The sequence below is a fragment of the Pseudemcibacter sp. genome (assembly GCF_965661635.1).
Lineage (GTDB): Bacteria > Pseudomonadota > Alphaproteobacteria > Sphingomonadales > Emcibacteraceae > Pseudemcibacter.
Map to the genome: position 1 here is coordinate 1 of NZ_CBFIEP010000131.1, position 17,598 is coordinate 17,598.

The following is a 17,598-nucleotide window of genomic DNA, read 5'->3' on the forward strand; positions in this document are numbered from 1 at the left end:
CAATCTGAACTTAAACGACTAAATGATAAATTAGCACGTTTAAGTATTCTTTCTCCTGTTGATGGCATTGTAAAAGGTCTTAAGTACCGCGCTTATGCTAGCGTTATACCGCCAGGTGATCTCATTGCTCAAGTTGTTCCAAATGCAGAAGAATTGGTTGCTGAAGTTCGTATTTCACCACGTGACGTAGGACATGTTGAAATCGGTAGCGAAGTAAACTTAAAAGTAGACACATATAACTATTCATTATATGGCGCAATCGATGCAATATTAACCGATGTATCTGCTTCGTCATTTATGGATGAGCAAGGAAATGCATATTTCAAAGGTTATATCGAATTACCACAAAATTATGTAGGAACTGATCCTGCAGCCAACAGAATTACACCAGGCATGACTTTAGTCGCTGATATTAAAACCGGTGAAAAAACCTTAATGCAATATCTAACAAGACCAATTAAAAACGCACTCAATACTTCATTTAGAGAGCGTTAAGATAAATACAAAAAAAAGGCCCCTCTAAGAAATTAGCGGGGCCTTTTTAATGCCTAAAATATATTTATAAACGGCGCTCGATCGCGTCCCAAATTAAGGCCGCAATATCGGTACCATCAAAACGTTGAATTTCTTGAATTCCTGTTGGGGAAGTAACATTAATTTCCGTAAGATAATCGCCGATCACATCAATTCCCACAAAAATCTGATCCTGTTCTTTTAAGACTAGCCCGATTATATCGCATATCTCTTTTTCACGGTCAGTGAGCTCTGTTTTACGTGCCTCGCCACCAACATGCATATTTGATCTGACTTCGCCCTCATCAGGCACCCGATTGATCGCACCAACCGGTTCCCCGTCAACAAGAATAATGCGCTTATCACCCTTTCGAACATCAGAAAGATATTTTTGAACAATAAATGGTTCCGTATAAAAATCTTGGAACATTTCAATTAAACTTGCTAGGTTCTGATCCCCTTCACTGATGCGAAATACGCCTGCACCGCCGTTACCGTAAAGTGGTTTAACAATAATATCTTTATATTCAGAACGAAATGCACGAACATCATCGGCGTTACTTGTTATCATTGTTGGCGGCATAAGTTCCGGAAAGCGTGCTAAGAATATTTTTTCAGGCGCATTACGAACTGACGCTGGATCATTCACAACAAATGTTTTAGGATGGATATGTTCTAAAATATGTGTCGCCGTAATATAACCCATATGAAATGGCGGGTCTTGACGCATTAAAATAACATCAATTTCATCGCCTAAATCCATATGATGCACATCACCTAAACTAAAATGGTTACCCTGCTCTCTTCTAAACGTTAAAGGTCTGGCATAAGCTTTTACTTTATCGTTTACATAAGACATATCCTTCACTTGATAATGGAATAGTTTATGTCCTCTTTTCTGGGCTTCTAATCCCATGGCAAAAGTACTATCACCATTGATATCAATCGTTTCAACGGGGTCCATTTGAAGCGCTACATTTAAACTCATTTATCAGTCACCTTTATTATCAATATCGCCTTTAATCAATTCAAACACATTTGGTTTGTTATAGGCACGCATTTCTTTTAACGTGTTCAAAATCTGACCACGCATTTTATCATCATCAGCATCTAAATTATCATCCATATAATCAAGACAATCTAGTAAGTTTTGCTTACCTTCTTCAACGCTTTTCGTATGTATTTGAAGCATTCCAAGTTCAAACTTATGCACGATGTTATTAGGGTCAATATAACTAGTTCTTCTTAACGCATTCATTGCCAAATCAAAATCGCTCACATTCAAACAACGGATTTTGATATTGTTAAGAAAACGCACTAAAATTGCCCTATTCCCTAATGGGGCATGATGCCATTGTTCTAATTTATTTTCACCACCTGAAATTGTTCCAATTAAATCTCTAAGGTCATGAGCATTTAATATTTTACCGCCATGAAATGGATCTAAAATTGCCTGATCATTTTCTCCATAAACTCTAATTAAAAAATGAGCTGGAAAATTTACACCTTCAATACGCCACCCTTTTGACCTGCCTGCATGGATATATAAAATACCTAAACTAATAGGAAGTCCCAACCGACGATTAATAACAGACATCAAGTTTACATTTTGAAGATCATCATAAAATTTTTCATTCCCTTTATATTCATGATTTTCAAGCATAACTTCCACAAGAGCCTCTGCTCTTTCTTGCGCAGTAACGGCATTATGGCCGACACTATCAAGATCAAGTTTTAGTATTTTTAAATGATGATGGTATTTCTGAAGCGATACACCTGGACGATCTAAGCTGCCTAGCATTAATGCCGTTTCAGCTAAATCGATGTCGTCTTCCGCTAAATGGCCAACATTTTTTAAATAGTCGATTTGTTTATCTAAAGTTGGGATCATAATTACCACGCATTTTCAATATGTTTTGGAAGGCGCCATGGAACGATCAGTATCATATCACACCTAAATATTTCATTCTCTATCTTATTGTTTTGATATGTGTTTTTCAAGTGTGACATATATTGTTCTGCGGCTTTTCTTATACGTAATTTTTGCTTATCCGTTAAAGAATAAACTGCACTTTCAAAATCAGCTCGTGCCTTAACTTCACAGAATATGGTGACATTTTTCTTTTTTGCAATAATGTCAATTTCACCTACTTTGGTTTTATACCTTCTTTCAAGAATTGAATAGCCCTTTACCATCAGAAAAAGTATCGCAAAATACTCCCCCAAATGCCCTAAACGGTTGGCTTTCCTTTTCTTATCTTTCTTCATCTTTCGATATTTCTAAGGCTCTTTTATAAACTTCTTTTCGTTTTTTTCCTGTCATAAATGTAACCGCTGCCACGGCTTCTTTCACACTTAATGTTTTTAAAGCATCCTTTAGTGCAGCATCAAGGTCATCAATTTGACTTTCATTTTTATTGGGCGGTGATACAACAATGACTATCTCACCCTTAGGGGTGGGTTTATTCTCATATAACTCAATCAAATTGCTTATTTTATCTTTTCGGATTTCTTCATAAAGTTTCGTAAGTTCCCGGCAAACAGCGATTTCTCGGTCGCCTAATACTGATAAAATATCCTTTAGACACACCAAAAGCCTCTTGGGGGATTCGTAATAAATAAGGCTTGCATCAACGGTAGAAAATTTTCCGATTTCTTTTTGCCTAGCTTGCGTTTTTGGCGGCAAAAAGCCCTGAAATAAAAAATTATTTGTTGGAAGTCCGGCATTTGTTAAGGCACAGAGAATAGCACTTGCCCCCGGCAAGCTCGTGACTAAAATGCCTTCTTTTTGGCATTCATTGACTAATCGATATCCCGGGTCAGAAATAAGTGGTGTGCCTGCATCACTAATAAGGGCGATAATTTTTCCATCTTGAAGTTCATTAATGAGTCTAGGCATGACATCTTGTGCATTATGATCATGATAAGAAATCATCGGCGTCTTAATATCATAATAAGATAATAATTTTCCGCTTACTCTTTTATCTTCACAGGCAATGAAATCTGCTTCACGTAATAAATCTATAGCTCTTAGGGTGATATCACCCAGGTTTCCGATGGGGGTTGCAGTGACATATAACCCGTTTTCAAATTTATTTTTTACTCTTTTTTCCATTTTTATCGGAATTCCACACCATTGCCATAATTCAGGACTAGCCTAACTGAATTCGTTTGGTATAACTAATGAATTATTATAATTGCAATGAAAATAGGAATGAACGATTTGTGGTATAACAGGATAATTGGAACATCATGTCTTATGATCTTTTCCCTTATGTTATCCGCCTGTGGGCCGGAGGGTGAATTTGCCCCCGTTTCTGCAAGCGCGCCACCCGCACCGGATGCCGAAGTGGCTTCCCAAAATGATACCCAACCTGCTCCACCGCGAAATATACTTATACCAACCTATACGGAAGCCGAAAAAGCTGCCGCGCCAATTGATAACCGACCCGCAAGATTAAAAATAAAAATTGGCGTAATGTTACCCTTGAGTGGTGATACGGAAATCGTCGGCAATGCTCTTCTTAACGCGATCACAATGGCCATGTTTGACTCAGAAGACAAAAGGTTTGCACTCATCCCCATTGATACTAAAGGCACACCTGAAGGTGCAACAGAGGCGGCAAAATATTTAGTGGAACAAAATGCCGATATTGTTATTGGTCCTCTTTTCTCAGATAGCATTAAAGCCGCACACCCTATTATAAAAGAAGCCGGCTTAAATATGATTAGTTTTTCAACGGATCAGGATGTCGCTGGGGACGGCGTATACTTATTGAGCTTTAGACCCGAAGAGCAAGTTGGCCGCATCATTAAATATGCTTCAAAGCAACAACATGAGAAATTCGCAGCTCTTATTCCTGACACCCTTTATGGTGGTCGAATTGTTGACGTCCTAGAACCCTTAATCGCGACCGACTTTAATGAATTAGTCGCCTTGGAAACATATCCCGCTGACCCATCCATGCTTGATGAGCCCGTTAAAAGGATCGCAAATTACGAATACCGTCGCCAAGAATACATAGATGAAATGCGCTATCTTCGATCATTAGGCAGAAACGATGATATGGGGCAAGAATTCATTAAAGAAATTAGAAACCTTGAAACATTGGGCGATGTTGAATTTGATGCAATCTTACTTCCCGAAGGCGGTGCCCTTCTTGGCTCCCTCGCCCCACTTCTTTCTTATTATGAAATTGATTTAACAAAAGTAAAAGTGCTTGGAACCGGTTTATGGCAAGACCCGATGCTTTTTAATGAACCGCAACTTCAAGGGGGATGGTTCGCGGCCCCCGAAGTTGAAAAAGCCAATGCCTTTATTGATCGTTACATTGAATATTATGGCGAAAGACCACCAAGGATTGTTACGTTAGGATATGATGCAATGGCACTGGTTTCTAATATCGTTAGAACGCAGCGCGCACCAACATTTTCAGAAGAAAATATAACAGAACCTAGCGGCTTTGACGGGCTTGATGGTATATTCCGTTTTCATAAAAGCGGCCTTGTGGAACGTGGATTAGCCGTCTTTGAAGTGACCTCGACAGAGTTTCTAAAAATTGAAGACGCGCCAAAATCATTCCTCATTGAAAACAGACCGCTTTACTTAGAAATTCCAATGAATTTTACACCAAAATTTGACCCAGTATTTGGTTTAGAAGGGGCCGACCCTTCTTTGACAATTGAAGCCGATCTGGATAGTTTGGCTCAAAAAACCCTTGAGCTATCAGCATCTCCACCTGATCCATTTCAATAAAATCATTTAATTCTGCACCAATTCTATTCCTAAAATGATCCGTATGAATACCAGACGTCAATCGCAATCCCATCATAATCATTTCTTCTGCCATTTCTTTTTGGCTTAAATGAACCTGCTCTTTTGTTGCGTGCCCTTTATCTTTAACCGCCTTTAACCAGGTTTCCGGTTTTTTATTTTGCATGGTCGCATATGTGTTCTCGCCGTATGTAATTCTTCCATGTGCACCTGCCCCGATACCAAGGTAATCTCTATAATTCCAATAAGTTAGGTTATGACGACTTTCTTGTGCTTCTTTTGCGTAATTGGAAACCTCATAGGCGGCATATCCGTTTTCGGAACAAATATCATTTGTTAACTCATACATTTCCGCGGATGTATCTTCATCTGGAATGATCAATTTTCCTTGTCGCCATTGACCATAAAACGGCGTCCCTTGCTCAATAGTCAATTGATATAAGGATAAGTGGCCGTTGGCCATCCCTATCGCCCGCTTAAGTTCTTTTTCCCATTCGGAAACTTCTTGCCCCATTCGCGCATAAATTAAGTCAAAATTTGACCTTTTAAAACATTTTTGACTTAATTCAATCGCCCCTAACGCTTCATCCACATCATGCTCTCGTCCGAGCGCCTTTAGATCATGGTTGTTGAGGGCCTGTATTCCGATTGATACACGATTAATACCGGCCAACGAGAAATCCTTAAACTTTCCCGCTTCTACACTGGTCGGATTTGCTTCAAGTGTAATTTCAATATCATTAGTTGTGTGAAAATTATGTTCTATGCGGTTGATAACTTTTTCAACTGTGGAAGCCGACATTAACGACGGTGTTCCGCCGCCAAAAAAAATACTTTTAACGTCACGACGTCCAACAAGTCCAGCATAATGATCTATTTCACTTAGAAGCGCCTCAGCCATTTCAGCTTCGTTAACGCGATCATGAACATGACTGTTAAAATCACAGTAAGGACATTTTGCCAAACAAAATGGCCAATGCACATAGATTGAAAGATCGTTATGATTTAAAGCAGGCATCAATTATTTTCTTAAAAGCATCCGCACGATGACTTATGGCATGTTTTTCTTCAGCATCCATTTCACCAAATGTTTGATCATAGCCATCTGCAATAAACATCGGGTCGTAACCAAAACCATTTTCACCACGAATTGGCCATATTAATCGGCCATAAACACGCCCTTCAAAGGTTTCAACATGACCATCCGGCCACGCGAGCGAAAGGGCACAAACGAAATAAGCCGCTCTATCATTATCGCCAATCTCATCATTAAGCTTAGCCATTCCGTATGCAAAATCACGCTCATTGGTTTCAGGATTAATGGCATATGGCGCAGAATGAATTCCAGGAATCCCACCAATTGAAGGCACAGCAAGTCCGCTATCATCAGCGAGCGCCACAAGTCCGCTTTCCTTCGTCGCATTTTTTGATTTAATTTCAGCGTTTGCAATAAATGTATCACCGTCCTCAATAGGCTCAGATAATTCTAGTTCTTTTGATGAAAAAAGCTCAACACCAAATGGGGCGAGTAAGATGCGTATTTCTCGCACTTTACCTTCGTTATGGCTTGCGACCACTAATTTCTTTTCATCAAATAGACGTGACATAAATTAAATTCCTAATGTCTTACGTTGCATTTTGGTTATTTGGTCAACACCAAAACGCGCTAGTCGCATCATTCGTAGCAATTCTTCTTCACTAAATGGCTCTTCTTCTGCTGTGCCTTGTACTTCAATGATTTTGCCTGCGCCCGTCATGACAAAATTTGCGTCCGTTTCCGCACTGCTATCCTCATCATAATCAAGATCCAGAACAGGTGTTCCCTTATAGACACCGCAAGAAATCGCTGCAATTTCATGAATAATCGGAATACTTTCGATTGTACCATCTGCCACCATTTTTTGAAGACACTGATATAAAGCTACATATCCGCCAGATATCGACGCCGTCCTTGTTCCACCGTCTGCTTGAATAACATCACAATCAACCCTGATTTGACATTCCCCAAGAGCCTTTAAATCAACCGCGGCTCTTAATGAACGTCCAACGAGGCGCTGAATTTCTTGCGTTCGACCCGACTGTTTTCCTTTTGCAGATTCCCTTGGCATTCTTCCATGCGTAGAACGCGGAAGCATCCCATATTCACCGGTGACCCATCCTTTTCCGGAACCTCTTAAAAATGGTGGCGCTTTTTCTTCTAATGTTGCGGTACATAAAACATGAGTGTCGCCAAATTTAATCAAACATGACCCTTCCGCATATTTTGAAAAACCAAGTTCCATTGAAAGTTCGCGCATTTGATCTGCACTACGGCCGGATGGGCGCATATTTAATCTCCATTACTAAAAAAGTTATCAAATGGTTTTACAGCCAATTGGATTTCATTTCCACTCAAATAACCCTATCCCTTTTTATTTCTGCGCAACCGTTGACCTCTGACACTTGCGCACCTACATTATCAGCATGAACAGATTAAACGAAAGATCACGCGAAATTTTTCGCCAAATTGTTGATGCTTATATTATGACGGGTGATCCCGTCGGCTCAGCCACGCTTTCACAAAAAATTCAAATGCCCTTATCCCCAGCCAGCATTCGTAATGTTATGGCTGATTTGGAAAATAGCGGACTTATTTATTCGCCTTATACATCGGCAGGCAGAATTCCAACCGAAATGGGTTTGCGCCTGTTTGTTGATGGTATGCTCGAAGTTGGTAATCTTACTCAAAAAGAACGCAATGATATCAAAATTCAATGCAAAAATACTGGCGAGAATTTAGAAAATATATTGGTCAAAGCCTCAAGCATGCTTTCTGGTCTATCACAATGCGCCAGTGTTGTTATGGCACCAAAGAAAGACACACCCTTAAAACATATAGAGTTTGTTCAAATCGCGCCGGGAAGAGCATTGGTCGTTATGGTAAGCGAAGGCGATGATGTTGAAAATCGGATTATTGATCTGCCGACAGGTATTACGCCATCAGCCCTAATACAAGCGGCAAACTATATCAATTCAAAACTGCTCGGCCACGATTTTGATCAGGCCAGTTTGTTGATTGAACGGGAAATAAATCAACACCAAGCAGAGCTTGATAAATTAACGCAGCAGATCTTCGCAGAAGGCCTGGCCGTTTGGTCCGGCACTAGAGACGATAATCAAAATAAAAGAGAATCACTCATTGTCAGTGGTCAGGCAAATTTACTCGAAGACCTCGAGGCGAAAGAAGATCTTGAGCGCATCCGACTATTATTTAGTGATCTAGAACGCAAAAAAGACCTGATAGAGCTATTAGGATTGGCAAAAAATGCCGAAGGTGTAAGAATTTTTATCGGTTCTGAAAATAATCTCTTTTCTCTTTCGGGTTCATCTGTTATCGCTGCACCTTATATGGATGAAAAAAATAATTTATTGGGCGTGATTGGCGTAATAGGGCCAACGAGACTTAATTACGCAAGGATCATACCCATGGTAGACTATACTGCAAAAACTATTGGAAAAATTATCTGATGACTGAAAACAAAAAAAACGAAGAAATGAACGAAGAAAACATTTCAGAAGAACAAGAATCTGAGCAAGCAGAAACGGAAGAAAATGCCGCTGAAGAAGAAGTAACGCCCCTAAGTGTTGCTGAAGCGGAAATTAATGATCTTCGTGATAAATTGCTCCGTGCAGTCGCGGAATCAGAAAATGTGCGTCGCCGCGCAGAAAAAGAAAAAACCGACGCCGCAAATTATGCTGTCACAACATTCGCCCGCGACATGCTTGCGGTAGGTGATAACCTTAGTCGCGCGCTTGAAGCATTACCAGATGATGCCGACCTACCTGATAATGTTAAAACGCTTATCGAAGGTGTAAAAATGACGGACCGCGAGCTTCATAATATTTTTGAACGTCACGGCATTAAAAAAATTGATCCTAAAGGGGAACAATTCGATCACAATCATCATCAGGCTATGTTTGAAGCCCCGACCGAAGATCCAAATGGCACCGTTATCCAAGTGATGCAAGTTGGCTATAAAATTAAAGAACGCCTACTTCGCCCCGCAATGGTAGGGGTTTCAAAAAGTGGCCCAGAAGAAACGACAAAAGTCGACACCACCGCATAAAAAGTCAAAGGATGGCTTTGTGCCATCCTTTTTTATTCTAAATTTTTATCTTTAAAATTTATAAGTGCTCGCAGACGTTTAAAACCATTTTTGTTTTTTAAAGAACGCTATTTGAGCAATAACAAGTACGATAAGGATGGCGCAAAAAACCCAAAAAGCATCAACATTATCAGCCCCCGGTATACCGCCAACGTTGATGCCGAGCAGTCCAGTTAAAAAACCAAGTGGTAAGAAAATAGCCGCAATCACCGATAAGACATACATATTTTTATTCAGCCGATCAGACAATATATTGGCGAGTTCATCTTTTACAATTTGCGCTCGTTCTCTAATTGCATCAAGGTCTTCAACATATCTAAGTATGCGATCATAGTTCTCCTGCAAATGACGTTTATATTCAGGTTTAATCCAATTTTGTTCTGATAAACGAAGCTGCCCAATTGCATCTTTTTGTGGAGCCATATATCGCCTTAAAATAATTGCCTTTTTCCTGATATCAATAATATTCTCACGCAATGTCATATCGGCACTATCTAAAATTTGTTCCTCAATATTATCCGTGCGGTCATCTAATTCACTTATGACTGGCTCCATTCTCTCAAAAAGTGATGTAATAAGCATTGTGATAAACCTACCGGCATCGATTGGGCCTTTGCCTTTTTTTATTTTCTCGCTTATTTCATAAACCGCTTTAAGTGACCTTCTTTCCACGCTTATTATTCTATGACTGTCTACCCATAGACGAATGGAAACCATATCTTCTGGGTTGGCATTTTCATTCAAATTTACACCACGAAGGATGATAAGCGCGCCATCATTGATTTCTGTAATCCTCGGTCTTGTCTCCTCTGCAATCAATGCAGACACTACAAAGGGGTCAAGATAAGAAAGTTCCTTTTCAAGCCATCCTTTTGTTTCAGGATTATTTACATCCAAATGCACCCACGCAAGCTCGTCTTGTGCGATCTTAAGACTGGCCTCTTTTATGTCGGAAATAACGTTACCACCGCCTTGGCCATTAAAATCATATGCATAGAGTATAGGGTTGCTCATTTAAGTTCACCAATATTTTTAACGTGTACATCTCGTTGTGGGAATGGGATTTCAATGTTATTAGCTTCGAATTTATCCCAAATAGAAAATAACACTTCGCTTTTTGGTTTTTTTCTACCTTCAATGATATTGTCTACCCAGAAATACAATGTGAACATGACGGCGCTATCACCATATTCTTCCAAGAAACAAACAGGTTGAACTTCTTTACTAGATTTCGGGTGCTCTTTTGCCGCTTCCAAAAGCAATTTATGTGCTTTTTTAATATCACTTTTATAAGAAACACCAACTTGGATATCAATTCGACCTAGGGTATTTGAATATGTCCAATTTGTCATACGGTGCGTGATAAAATCTTCGTTTGGGATCATAATTTCACGATTTTCGAAAGTTTCGATCATTGTGTATCTTGCTCCAGTGTGGCGTACAAATCCAGAAGTCCCATCTTCAAGTTCTATCAAGTCATCTTCAACTACTGTTTTCTCAAACAATAGTATAATACCACTAATGAAATTAGACGCGATTTTTTGCAAGCCAATCCCAACACCAATCCCAATCGCGCCACTAAATATTGCAAGCCCTGTTAGATCAATTTCCAACAAATCCATTGCAACAAGAAACGCTATAAAATAAATAAGAATTTGTAACGCTTTAATAATTAAAGCCCGGTTACTGACATTAACATTCTTTAATTTTTTAAGATGAGCCTCACCAAAATCCGAAACAATACTCGCGAGCCAAAATAATAATATTATGATTATCGACGCGCGAACAAGCATATAGGCCGAGAATTGCGTATCCCCGACTTTAAAGGACATTGCCTCTGAGTTCAAAAACTCCTGAATTGGGGTAAGATAACCTGAAAACCCTGAAGCGAAAAACCCAACAATTACAATTAATAAAAGTACTTTAGCAATCCATGCTTTTGGTTTTAACAGTGGTTTTAACATGGACTTTTTATTCCTGCTAGAAAGATTATTCTCTGAAATAATAAGACTATAGGAAGAAAAAAGCGATGTCAAAATTACTAATAAAATATCCTTTTATTTAAAAAACATATTCAATTTTCATCTGATGAAGATTCATATTTTCTAAGCCATAAACTAGCTTTTTTTAAAGCACTCGTTTTATCATCAGAACTGATGACCTCTTCCATGTCGAATTTATTGACTTCCCCCTCATCGGATCCCTTTTGCGCGGCAATATGAAACCACATATAGGCGGTTTCATAATCTTTCTTGACCCCTTTTCCTTCAAAATAGATAAACCCTAAATTATTTTGAGCCTTTGTGTTACCTTTTTGGGCGGCACTTAAATAAAGCTCTCTGGCCTTTGTGTAATCTTCATCTATACCATCACCATTCAAATAAAGGTCCGCCAGATTTGCAGTGCTTTTCACATGACCTTGCACGGCGGCCTTTTCAAACCAAAATGCCGCCATTTTTGTATCTTGAATTATGCCTCTTCCACTTAAATACATGGTTGCAAGATTATTCTGTGCTTTATTAAATCCTCGATCAGCCGCTAAAGCATAACACTTTGACGCTTCCCTAAGGTCTTTATCGACACCACTGCCATATTGATACATTTGTGCAATTAGAAACTGCGCTTGCAGGTGGCCTTCCTCTGCACTTAATAAATATTCTTTAAAAGCCGCTTTAGTATTACCTTCTGCCATATATCTTCTGGCGATGGCCATATCGGCATAACTTGATGCGATTGAAAAATAAACAATCACTGCATAAAATGATAAATGAAATTTCGACAAGTTCCCCTCCACTTTTTTTACGAAATATCACTCACACTTGCTTTAAATGGTGTCAATATTGTGACGACAAATTAAATTTTTCTGAGGATTAAAAATCTAAAGCTCTTAACTAAAATAATTCTTATATAAAAATTGCGAGAATCTTTTGACTACCAATAAATAATCTAATAATAATATTGAAAATAAAATATAAGGGTGCAACTGGAAACTAATTATTAATGCCGTGGGGGATAACCAAAGCACATATTATCACTTATTTACATACTCAATCTTAACATTAATTATGCGCGCACTTTTCAATCTTTAGCTAGTTTGAAATATGTTAATTTGTAGATTTATGACTTTAAAAACGATATCTAATTGAGGTTAACATGGGAAAATATAGAACGAACAATAAACATATTATATTTCTGTTATTTATGGTGACACTTGCCTTTATAGCAGGAACACCTCATGAAGTCTTCGCACATGGTGTTACCGCAGGTGATAAAGGTTACATTCAAGAAAGCTTCGGCTTTTTGCCAATACCATTTCTTTATCTTGGCGCCAAGCATATGATGACGGGATATGATCATCTATTATTCCTATTTGGTGTTATTTTCTTTTTATACCGCCTAAAAGATGTTGCAATTTATGTAACATTGTTTGCTGTCGGCCATGTTTTCACCCTTTTATCAGGTGTCTTAATGGAGATCAGCGTAAGTGCCTATATTATTGATGCCATCATTGGTTTTTCCGTTGTTTATAAAGCACTGGATAATATGGGAGCATTTCAGCGCTGGTTTAATGTTCAACCGAACACCAAAATAGCAACATTCATTTTTGGACTGTTTCACGGTTTTGGACTTGCTACAAAAATACTTGATTATGAATTACACCCAGACGGTCTGTTGCCAAATCTTGTTTTTTTCAACATAGGTGTTGAAATTGGCCAACTGTTAGCGCTTGCCGTTATTTTAATCGCGATTTCTTTTTGGCGGCGCTCCGGTAGTTTCTTCAAACACGCTTATCGTGCGAACGTGTTAATGATGATGCTTGGCTTCTTGCTTATGGGTTATCAAATTACCGGCTACTTCGTCGCATAACATCACCTCATTTTACTAAAAAGACTCTAAGGATAAAAAAATGCATAACTCAAATATACCAGAAGACAGAGAACTTCCCTCAGCACAGAAGTTGCTAAAGTCTACTATTATTGCATTAATTACAGCTATCGTACTTCTTATAACAGTGGTTATGCCCGCAGAATACTGTGTTGATCCAACTGGCGTGGGTAACATACTTGGTTTAAAACGTATGGGTGAAATTAAACAAGCCCTAGCGGCTGAATTGGCGGCTGATGAAGCGGCGCATGCTCACGGTCCTGATACACACACTCACGGTCCAGACACCCATACCCATGACGAAGAGGGCCACACTCACGGCCCGGATACACATACCCATGACGAAGAGGGTCATACTCACGGCCCGGATACTCACACCCATGATTAAAAAGTGCTCAGTTATATTCTAAAGCACATTCACATGAAAATATTATAGTAAGAGAGGATTATCTTAATTTTGTGGACGGGCGCGCACTTCCACTGTTTTTTCGATCGTGCCCGCTTTTTCAAACTGAAGTTTAAGATCAATCTTATCACCTGGAGCATATTTATTATCCGTTTCAAACATCATTATATGATAGCTACCAGGTTTTAGTTGAACTTCACCACCTGCTGGAATTTCAAGGCCGCCTTCCACTTGCGACATTCTCATAACACCATCGGTCATCGTATGGGTGTGAATTTCAACACGCGGCGAAATTGATGATGATGCCGCAATTAATGTATCTGCTTCTGAGCCGTTATTTTTAACATTAAAAAAAGCACCGCCGGGGCGACCAGCGATTAAAATAGGACGCGCCCATTCGCTAGAGACAACAATATCACTCTCCTGAGCCGAAGCAACAAACGGAATAACCATTAAAAACGATATGATTAGAAGCATTTTTTTCATTTTAAGTCTCACTATAAAGTTAAATTTTTCCTATATTTTATAACTAAATATCCCATAGTTTACAATCGTTTAAAAACATTCTCTTAAAAAATTAAAAAACTTGCAGAAAAACCCTTGCAGTCGAAAAAAATGGCCCTATATAAGCACCATGAGTGAAGCGCAAAGGCGCGATTAACATTTTTACAACAGATACTTTTCTGCGGGGCTTATTAAAGACCGCTAAAAAGTGATTTAAAAAACGAGGATAGTATGGCTAAAGTTATTGGCATAGATTTAGGAACAACCAATTCATGTGTCTCCATTATGGACGGCTCAAAACCGAAAGTGATTGAAAACGCAGAAGGCGGTCGCACGACCCCATCTATGGTTGCCTTTACAGAAGACGGTGAAAAACTTGTCGGCATGGCAGCAAAACGCCAAGCAGTGACAAACGCAGAAAACACATTATTCGCGATTAAGCGTTTGATCGGACGTTCATTTGATGATCCGGCCACCAAAAAAGACATAGAAATGGTGCCTTATAAGATCATCAAATCCGACAGCAACGACGCATGGATCGAAGCCCGCGGCGAAAAAATGAGCCCAAGTCAGGTTTCTGCGCTGATCTTGCAAAAAATGAAAGAAACTGCAGAACAGTATTTAGGTGAAACCGTGACACAAGCGGTTATCACTGTTCCTGCTTATTTTAATGATGCACAACGTCAGGCAACAAAAGATGCCGGTAAAATTGCTGGACTTGAAGTTTTACGTATCATCAACGAGCCAACAGCAGCTGCGCTTGCTTATGGACTTGATAAGAACGATGGTAAAACAATTGCCGTTTATGACCTTGGTGGTGGTACATTTGACGTATCAATCCTTGAAATCGGTGATGGCGTATTTGAAGTAAAATCAACCAACGGTGATACTTTCCTTGGTGGTGAAGATTTTGACATGCGTCTTGTTGAATATCTTGCTGACGAATTTAAAAAAGAAAACGGCATTGATCTAACTAACGACAATATGGCGCTTCAACGTCTTAAAGAAGCGGCGGAAAAAGCCAAAATTGAACTTTCGTCAGCGACGCAAACAGAGATCAACCTTCCGTTTATTACGGCAGACGCCTCTGGACCAAAGCATTTAACGCTAAAACTTACACGCGCTAAGCTTGAAGCACTTGTTGATGATCTTTTTAAGCGTACCGTTAAACCATGTGCTGCCGCTCTTAAAGACGCGGGCGTAACAGCCGCCGAAATTGATGAAGTGGTTCTTGTTGGTGGTATGACACGTATGCCTAAGGTTATTGAAACAGTAAAAGAGTTCTTTGGTAAAGATCCACACCAAGGTGTGAACCCGGATGAAGTTGTAGCCATGGGTGCTGCTATCCAGGCGGGTGTTCTTCAAGGCGACGTTAAAGATGTTCTCCTTCTTGATGTTACACCGCTTTCACTAGGTATTGAAACATTGGGTGGTGCGTTTACACGTCTTATTGACCGCAACACGACAATCCCAACGAAGAAATCACAAACATTCTCGACGGCAGAGGACAATCAATCTGCTGTGACAATTCGTGTTTTCCAAGGGGAGCGTGAAATGGCTGCCGATAACAAGCTACTTGGTCAATTTGATCTTGTTGGTATTCCGGCTGCCCCTCGTGGCGTTCCGCAAATCGAAGTGATCTTTGATATTGATGCGAACGGTATTGTGAATGTATCCGCGAAGGATAAAGGCACTGGTAAAGAACAAAACATCCGTATTCAAGCGTCTGGTGGCCTGAGCGATGATGATATCGAAGATATGATCAAACAAGCCGAAGCAAATGCGGAAGAAGATAAAAAACGCCGTGCTCTTGTTGATGCGAAAAACAAAGCTGAATCTCTTGCTCATACCGTTGAAGGTCAAGTGAAAGAACATGCTGATAAGTTAGAAGACGATGACAAAACAGCAATTGAAGATGCAATCAAAGCGGTAAATGAAGCAGCAGAAGGCGAAGATGTTGATGCAATTACAGCTGCAACAGAAGCGCTTGAGCAAGCCGCGATGAAGCTTGGTGAAGTGATCTATAAAGATCAAGCCGCCGGTGGTGATGATGCCGCCGCTGCCGATGCCGCAGCGAGCGAAGAAGAAAACGACGACGACATCGTTGATGCTGACTTTGAAGAAGTTGAAGACGAAAAGAAATAATCGAATTCGATTTTGAAAATGATAATAATTGCGCTGCATAATTAAAGTGGCGCAATTAATATAAAGGGTGGCGGGTACAAATGTCTAAAGAAGATTATTACGATACATTGGGTGTAGATCGAAGCGCAGATGCCGCTGGTCTAAAGTCCGCTTACCGTAAACTTGCCATGAAATATCACCCCGACAGAAACCCTGGGGACGCCGCAGCAGAAGCAAAATTCAAAGAAGTCAGCGAAGCTTATGACATTTTAAAAGATGATCAAAAGCGTGCAGCTTATGATCAATATGGACATAGTGCATTTGAAAATGGTGGCATGGGCGGCGGCGGTGGCGGTTTCCATGGTTTTGAATCAGCTGGTTTTTCCGATATTTTCGAAGATCTATTTGGCATGGGTGGCGGCAGAAGGCGTGATCCAAACGCCTCTAGCCGAGGTGCCGATTTACGCTATAATCTAACGATTACTCTTGAAGACGCTTTTGCCGGCAAAGCCGAAAAAATTGCTATACCAACAACCGTTTCATGCGACACTTGTGATGGAAGTGGCGCTGCTGACGGTACAAAGCCAAGCGCATGCACAACATGTAATGGTATTGGTAAAGTAAGAAGCCAACAAGGTTTCTTCATGGTTGAAAGAACCTGCCCAAAATGTCAGGGTAATGGTTTGGTGATTGAAGACCCCTGTGGCACTTGTCACGGAAGTGGTAAAAAGAAGAAAAATAAAACACTTGATGTTAAAATCCCAGCTGGTGTTGAAGAAGGCACCCGTATTCGCCTTAGCGGCGAAGGAAAAGCTGGTGAGCGCGGCGGACCAAGTGGCGATCTATATATATTCATTGATATTGAATACCATCCAATTTTCCAACGTGATGGATCCACTGTCTTTTGTGAAATGCCAATCCCAATGACGACCGCCACATTAGGTGGTGAAATTGAAGTACCGACCATCGGCGGTAAAAAAGCTAAAGTTAAAATTACAAAAGGCACACAAACCGGAAAACGTTTCAAAATCCATGGTAAAGGTATGCCTATTTTAAACAGTGGTGGTGGCGTAGGTGACATGGTCATTCAGGCAAATGTTGAAACGCCCGTGAATTTAAGCAAAAAACAGAAAGAATTGCTCCGCGCATTTGCCGAAGAGTGCGGTGATGATGTTAGTCCTGAATCATCAGGTTTTCTCAATAAAGCCAAAGAGTTATGGGAAGATTTAACAGAATAATTTTAACTC

At 39.9% G+C, this 17,598-nt stretch carries 17 protein-coding genes and 2 pseudogenes; 8 read left to right on the forward strand and 11 right to left on the reverse strand.

All coding sequences use genetic code 11. The annotated features are described in order from the left end of the window. A partial coding sequence (locus ACTF6W_RS08525) for an HlyD family efflux transporter periplasmic adaptor subunit (RefSeq protein ID WP_438994120.1) occupies window positions 1-495 on the forward strand: 495 nt, incomplete at its 5' end. Between the two features lie 64 nt (window positions 496-559). Here the strand turns inward: ACTF6W_RS08525 and gshB are convergent. From gshB to rsmI, 4 genes are read right to left on the reverse strand one after another with little or no spacing between them, the layout of a single operon-like run. Continuing rightward, a complete protein-coding gene (gshB, locus tag ACTF6W_RS08530) occupies window positions 560-1,501 on the reverse strand; it encodes a glutathione synthase (protein WP_438994121.1) in 942 nt (313 codons plus the stop codon). A 3-nt stretch (window positions 1,502-1,504) separates the two neighbouring features. Continuing rightward, window positions 1,505-2,404, reverse strand: a complete 900-nt coding sequence (locus tag ACTF6W_RS08535) for a SirB1 family protein (RefSeq protein WP_438994122.1) — start codon at window positions 2,402-2,404, stop codon at window positions 1,505-1,507. A 2-nt stretch (window positions 2,405-2,406) separates the two neighbouring features. Further along, window positions 2,407-2,781, reverse strand: coding sequence for a YraN family protein (locus tag ACTF6W_RS08540; protein WP_438994123.1), 375 nt, complete (start codon window positions 2,779-2,781; stop codon window positions 2,407-2,409). Further along, a complete protein-coding gene (gene rsmI, locus ACTF6W_RS08545) occupies window positions 2,768-3,628 on the reverse strand; it encodes a 16S rRNA (cytidine(1402)-2'-O)-methyltransferase (RefSeq protein ID WP_438994124.1) in 861 nt (286 codons plus the stop codon). Before rsmI ends, ACTF6W_RS08540 begins: the two co-directional genes overlap by 14 nt. Window positions 3,629-3,787: 159 nt before the next feature. Here rsmI and ACTF6W_RS08550 point away from each other — a divergent pair. Further along, window positions 3,788-4,492, forward strand: a pseudogene (locus ACTF6W_RS08550) (penicillin-binding protein activator); the annotation flags it as partial. 646 nt (window positions 4,493-5,138) lie between these two features. On the opposite strand, the gene hemW reads toward ACTF6W_RS08550, so the two are convergent. Genes hemW through rph form a run of 3 tightly spaced genes read right to left on the reverse strand, consistent with a single transcriptional unit; the run spans window position 5,139 to window position 7,614 of the window. Further along, a complete protein-coding gene (gene hemW, locus ACTF6W_RS08555) occupies window positions 5,139-6,305 on the reverse strand; it encodes a radical SAM family heme chaperone HemW (protein WP_438994125.1) in 1,167 nt (388 codons plus the stop codon). Then, entirely contained in the window at window positions 6,286-6,894 is a 609-nt protein-coding gene (gene rdgB, locus ACTF6W_RS08560) for an RdgB/HAM1 family non-canonical purine NTP pyrophosphatase (protein ID WP_438994126.1), read from the reverse strand. The genes hemW and rdgB overlap by 20 nt, the downstream gene beginning before the upstream one ends. Before the next feature lie 3 nt (window positions 6,895-6,897). Then, a complete protein-coding gene (gene rph / locus ACTF6W_RS08565) occupies window positions 6,898-7,614 on the reverse strand; it encodes a ribonuclease PH (RefSeq protein ID WP_438994127.1) in 717 nt (238 codons plus the stop codon). Between the two features lie 136 nt (window positions 7,615-7,750). Here rph and hrcA point away from each other — a divergent pair, with 136 nt between their 5' ends. Both hrcA and grpE read left to right on the forward strand, forming a co-directional pair. Beyond that, the gene (gene hrcA, locus ACTF6W_RS08570; protein ID WP_438994128.1) at window positions 7,751-8,794 is read left to right on the forward strand and encodes a heat-inducible transcriptional repressor HrcA; all 1,044 of its coding nucleotides are present in this window, start codon (window positions 7,751-7,753) and stop codon (window positions 8,792-8,794) included. Next, window positions 8,794-9,393 carry a nucleotide exchange factor GrpE gene (grpE, locus tag ACTF6W_RS08575; RefSeq protein ID WP_438994129.1) on the forward strand — a complete coding sequence of 200 codons (600 nt, stop codon included), beginning with the start codon at window positions 8,794-8,796 and terminating at the stop codon, window positions 9,391-9,393. Before hrcA ends, grpE begins: the two co-directional genes overlap by 1 nt. Window positions 9,394-9,471: 78 nt before the next feature. On the opposite strand, the gene ACTF6W_RS08580 is transcribed toward grpE, so the two are convergent. From ACTF6W_RS08580 to ACTF6W_RS08590, 3 genes are all read right to left on the reverse strand, one after another. Further along, window positions 9,472-10,446, reverse strand: a complete 975-nt coding sequence (locus tag ACTF6W_RS08580) for a zinc transporter ZntB (protein ID WP_438994130.1) — start codon at window positions 10,444-10,446, stop codon at window positions 9,472-9,474. Then, window positions 10,443-11,396 carry a mechanosensitive ion channel family protein gene (locus tag ACTF6W_RS08585; protein WP_438994131.1) on the reverse strand — a complete coding sequence of 318 codons (954 nt, stop codon included), beginning with the start codon at window positions 11,394-11,396 and terminating at the stop codon, window positions 10,443-10,445. The genes ACTF6W_RS08580 and ACTF6W_RS08585 overlap by 4 nt, the downstream gene beginning before the upstream one ends. Window positions 11,397-11,506: 110 nt before the next feature. Continuing rightward, window positions 11,507-12,214 (reverse strand): tetratricopeptide repeat protein, encoded by a 708-nt coding sequence (locus tag ACTF6W_RS08590; protein WP_438994132.1) that lies wholly within the window; start codon window positions 12,212-12,214, stop codon window positions 11,507-11,509. Between the two features lie 419 nt (window positions 12,215-12,633). Between ACTF6W_RS08590 and ACTF6W_RS08595 the strand changes: the two genes are divergently transcribed. After that, entirely contained in the window at window positions 12,634-13,299 is a 666-nt protein-coding gene (locus tag ACTF6W_RS08595) for a HupE/UreJ family protein (protein WP_438994136.1), read from the forward strand. Between the two features lie 40 nt (window positions 13,300-13,339). Continuing rightward, window positions 13,340-13,543, forward strand: a pseudogene (locus tag ACTF6W_RS08600) (transmembrane anchor protein); the annotation flags it as partial. Window positions 13,544-13,768: 225 nt separating this feature from the next. Here ACTF6W_RS08600 and ACTF6W_RS08605 read toward each other — a convergent pair. Continuing rightward, entirely contained in the window at window positions 13,769-14,209 is a 441-nt protein-coding gene (locus tag ACTF6W_RS08605) for a copper chaperone PCu(A)C (protein WP_438994133.1), read from the reverse strand. Window positions 14,210-14,458: 249 nt separating this feature from the next. Between ACTF6W_RS08605 and dnaK the strand changes: the two genes are divergently transcribed. Then, complete coding sequence (gene dnaK, locus ACTF6W_RS08610; RefSeq protein WP_438994134.1) at window positions 14,459-16,372, forward strand: molecular chaperone DnaK; 1,914 nt, start codon at window positions 14,459-14,461, stop codon at window positions 16,370-16,372. An 80-nt stretch (window positions 16,373-16,452) separates the two neighbouring features. Next, window positions 16,453-17,589 (forward strand): molecular chaperone DnaJ, encoded by a 1,137-nt coding sequence (dnaJ, locus tag ACTF6W_RS08615; RefSeq protein WP_438994135.1) that lies wholly within the window; start codon window positions 16,453-16,455, stop codon window positions 17,587-17,589. The last annotated feature ends 9 nt before the right edge of the window (window positions 17,590-17,598 follow it).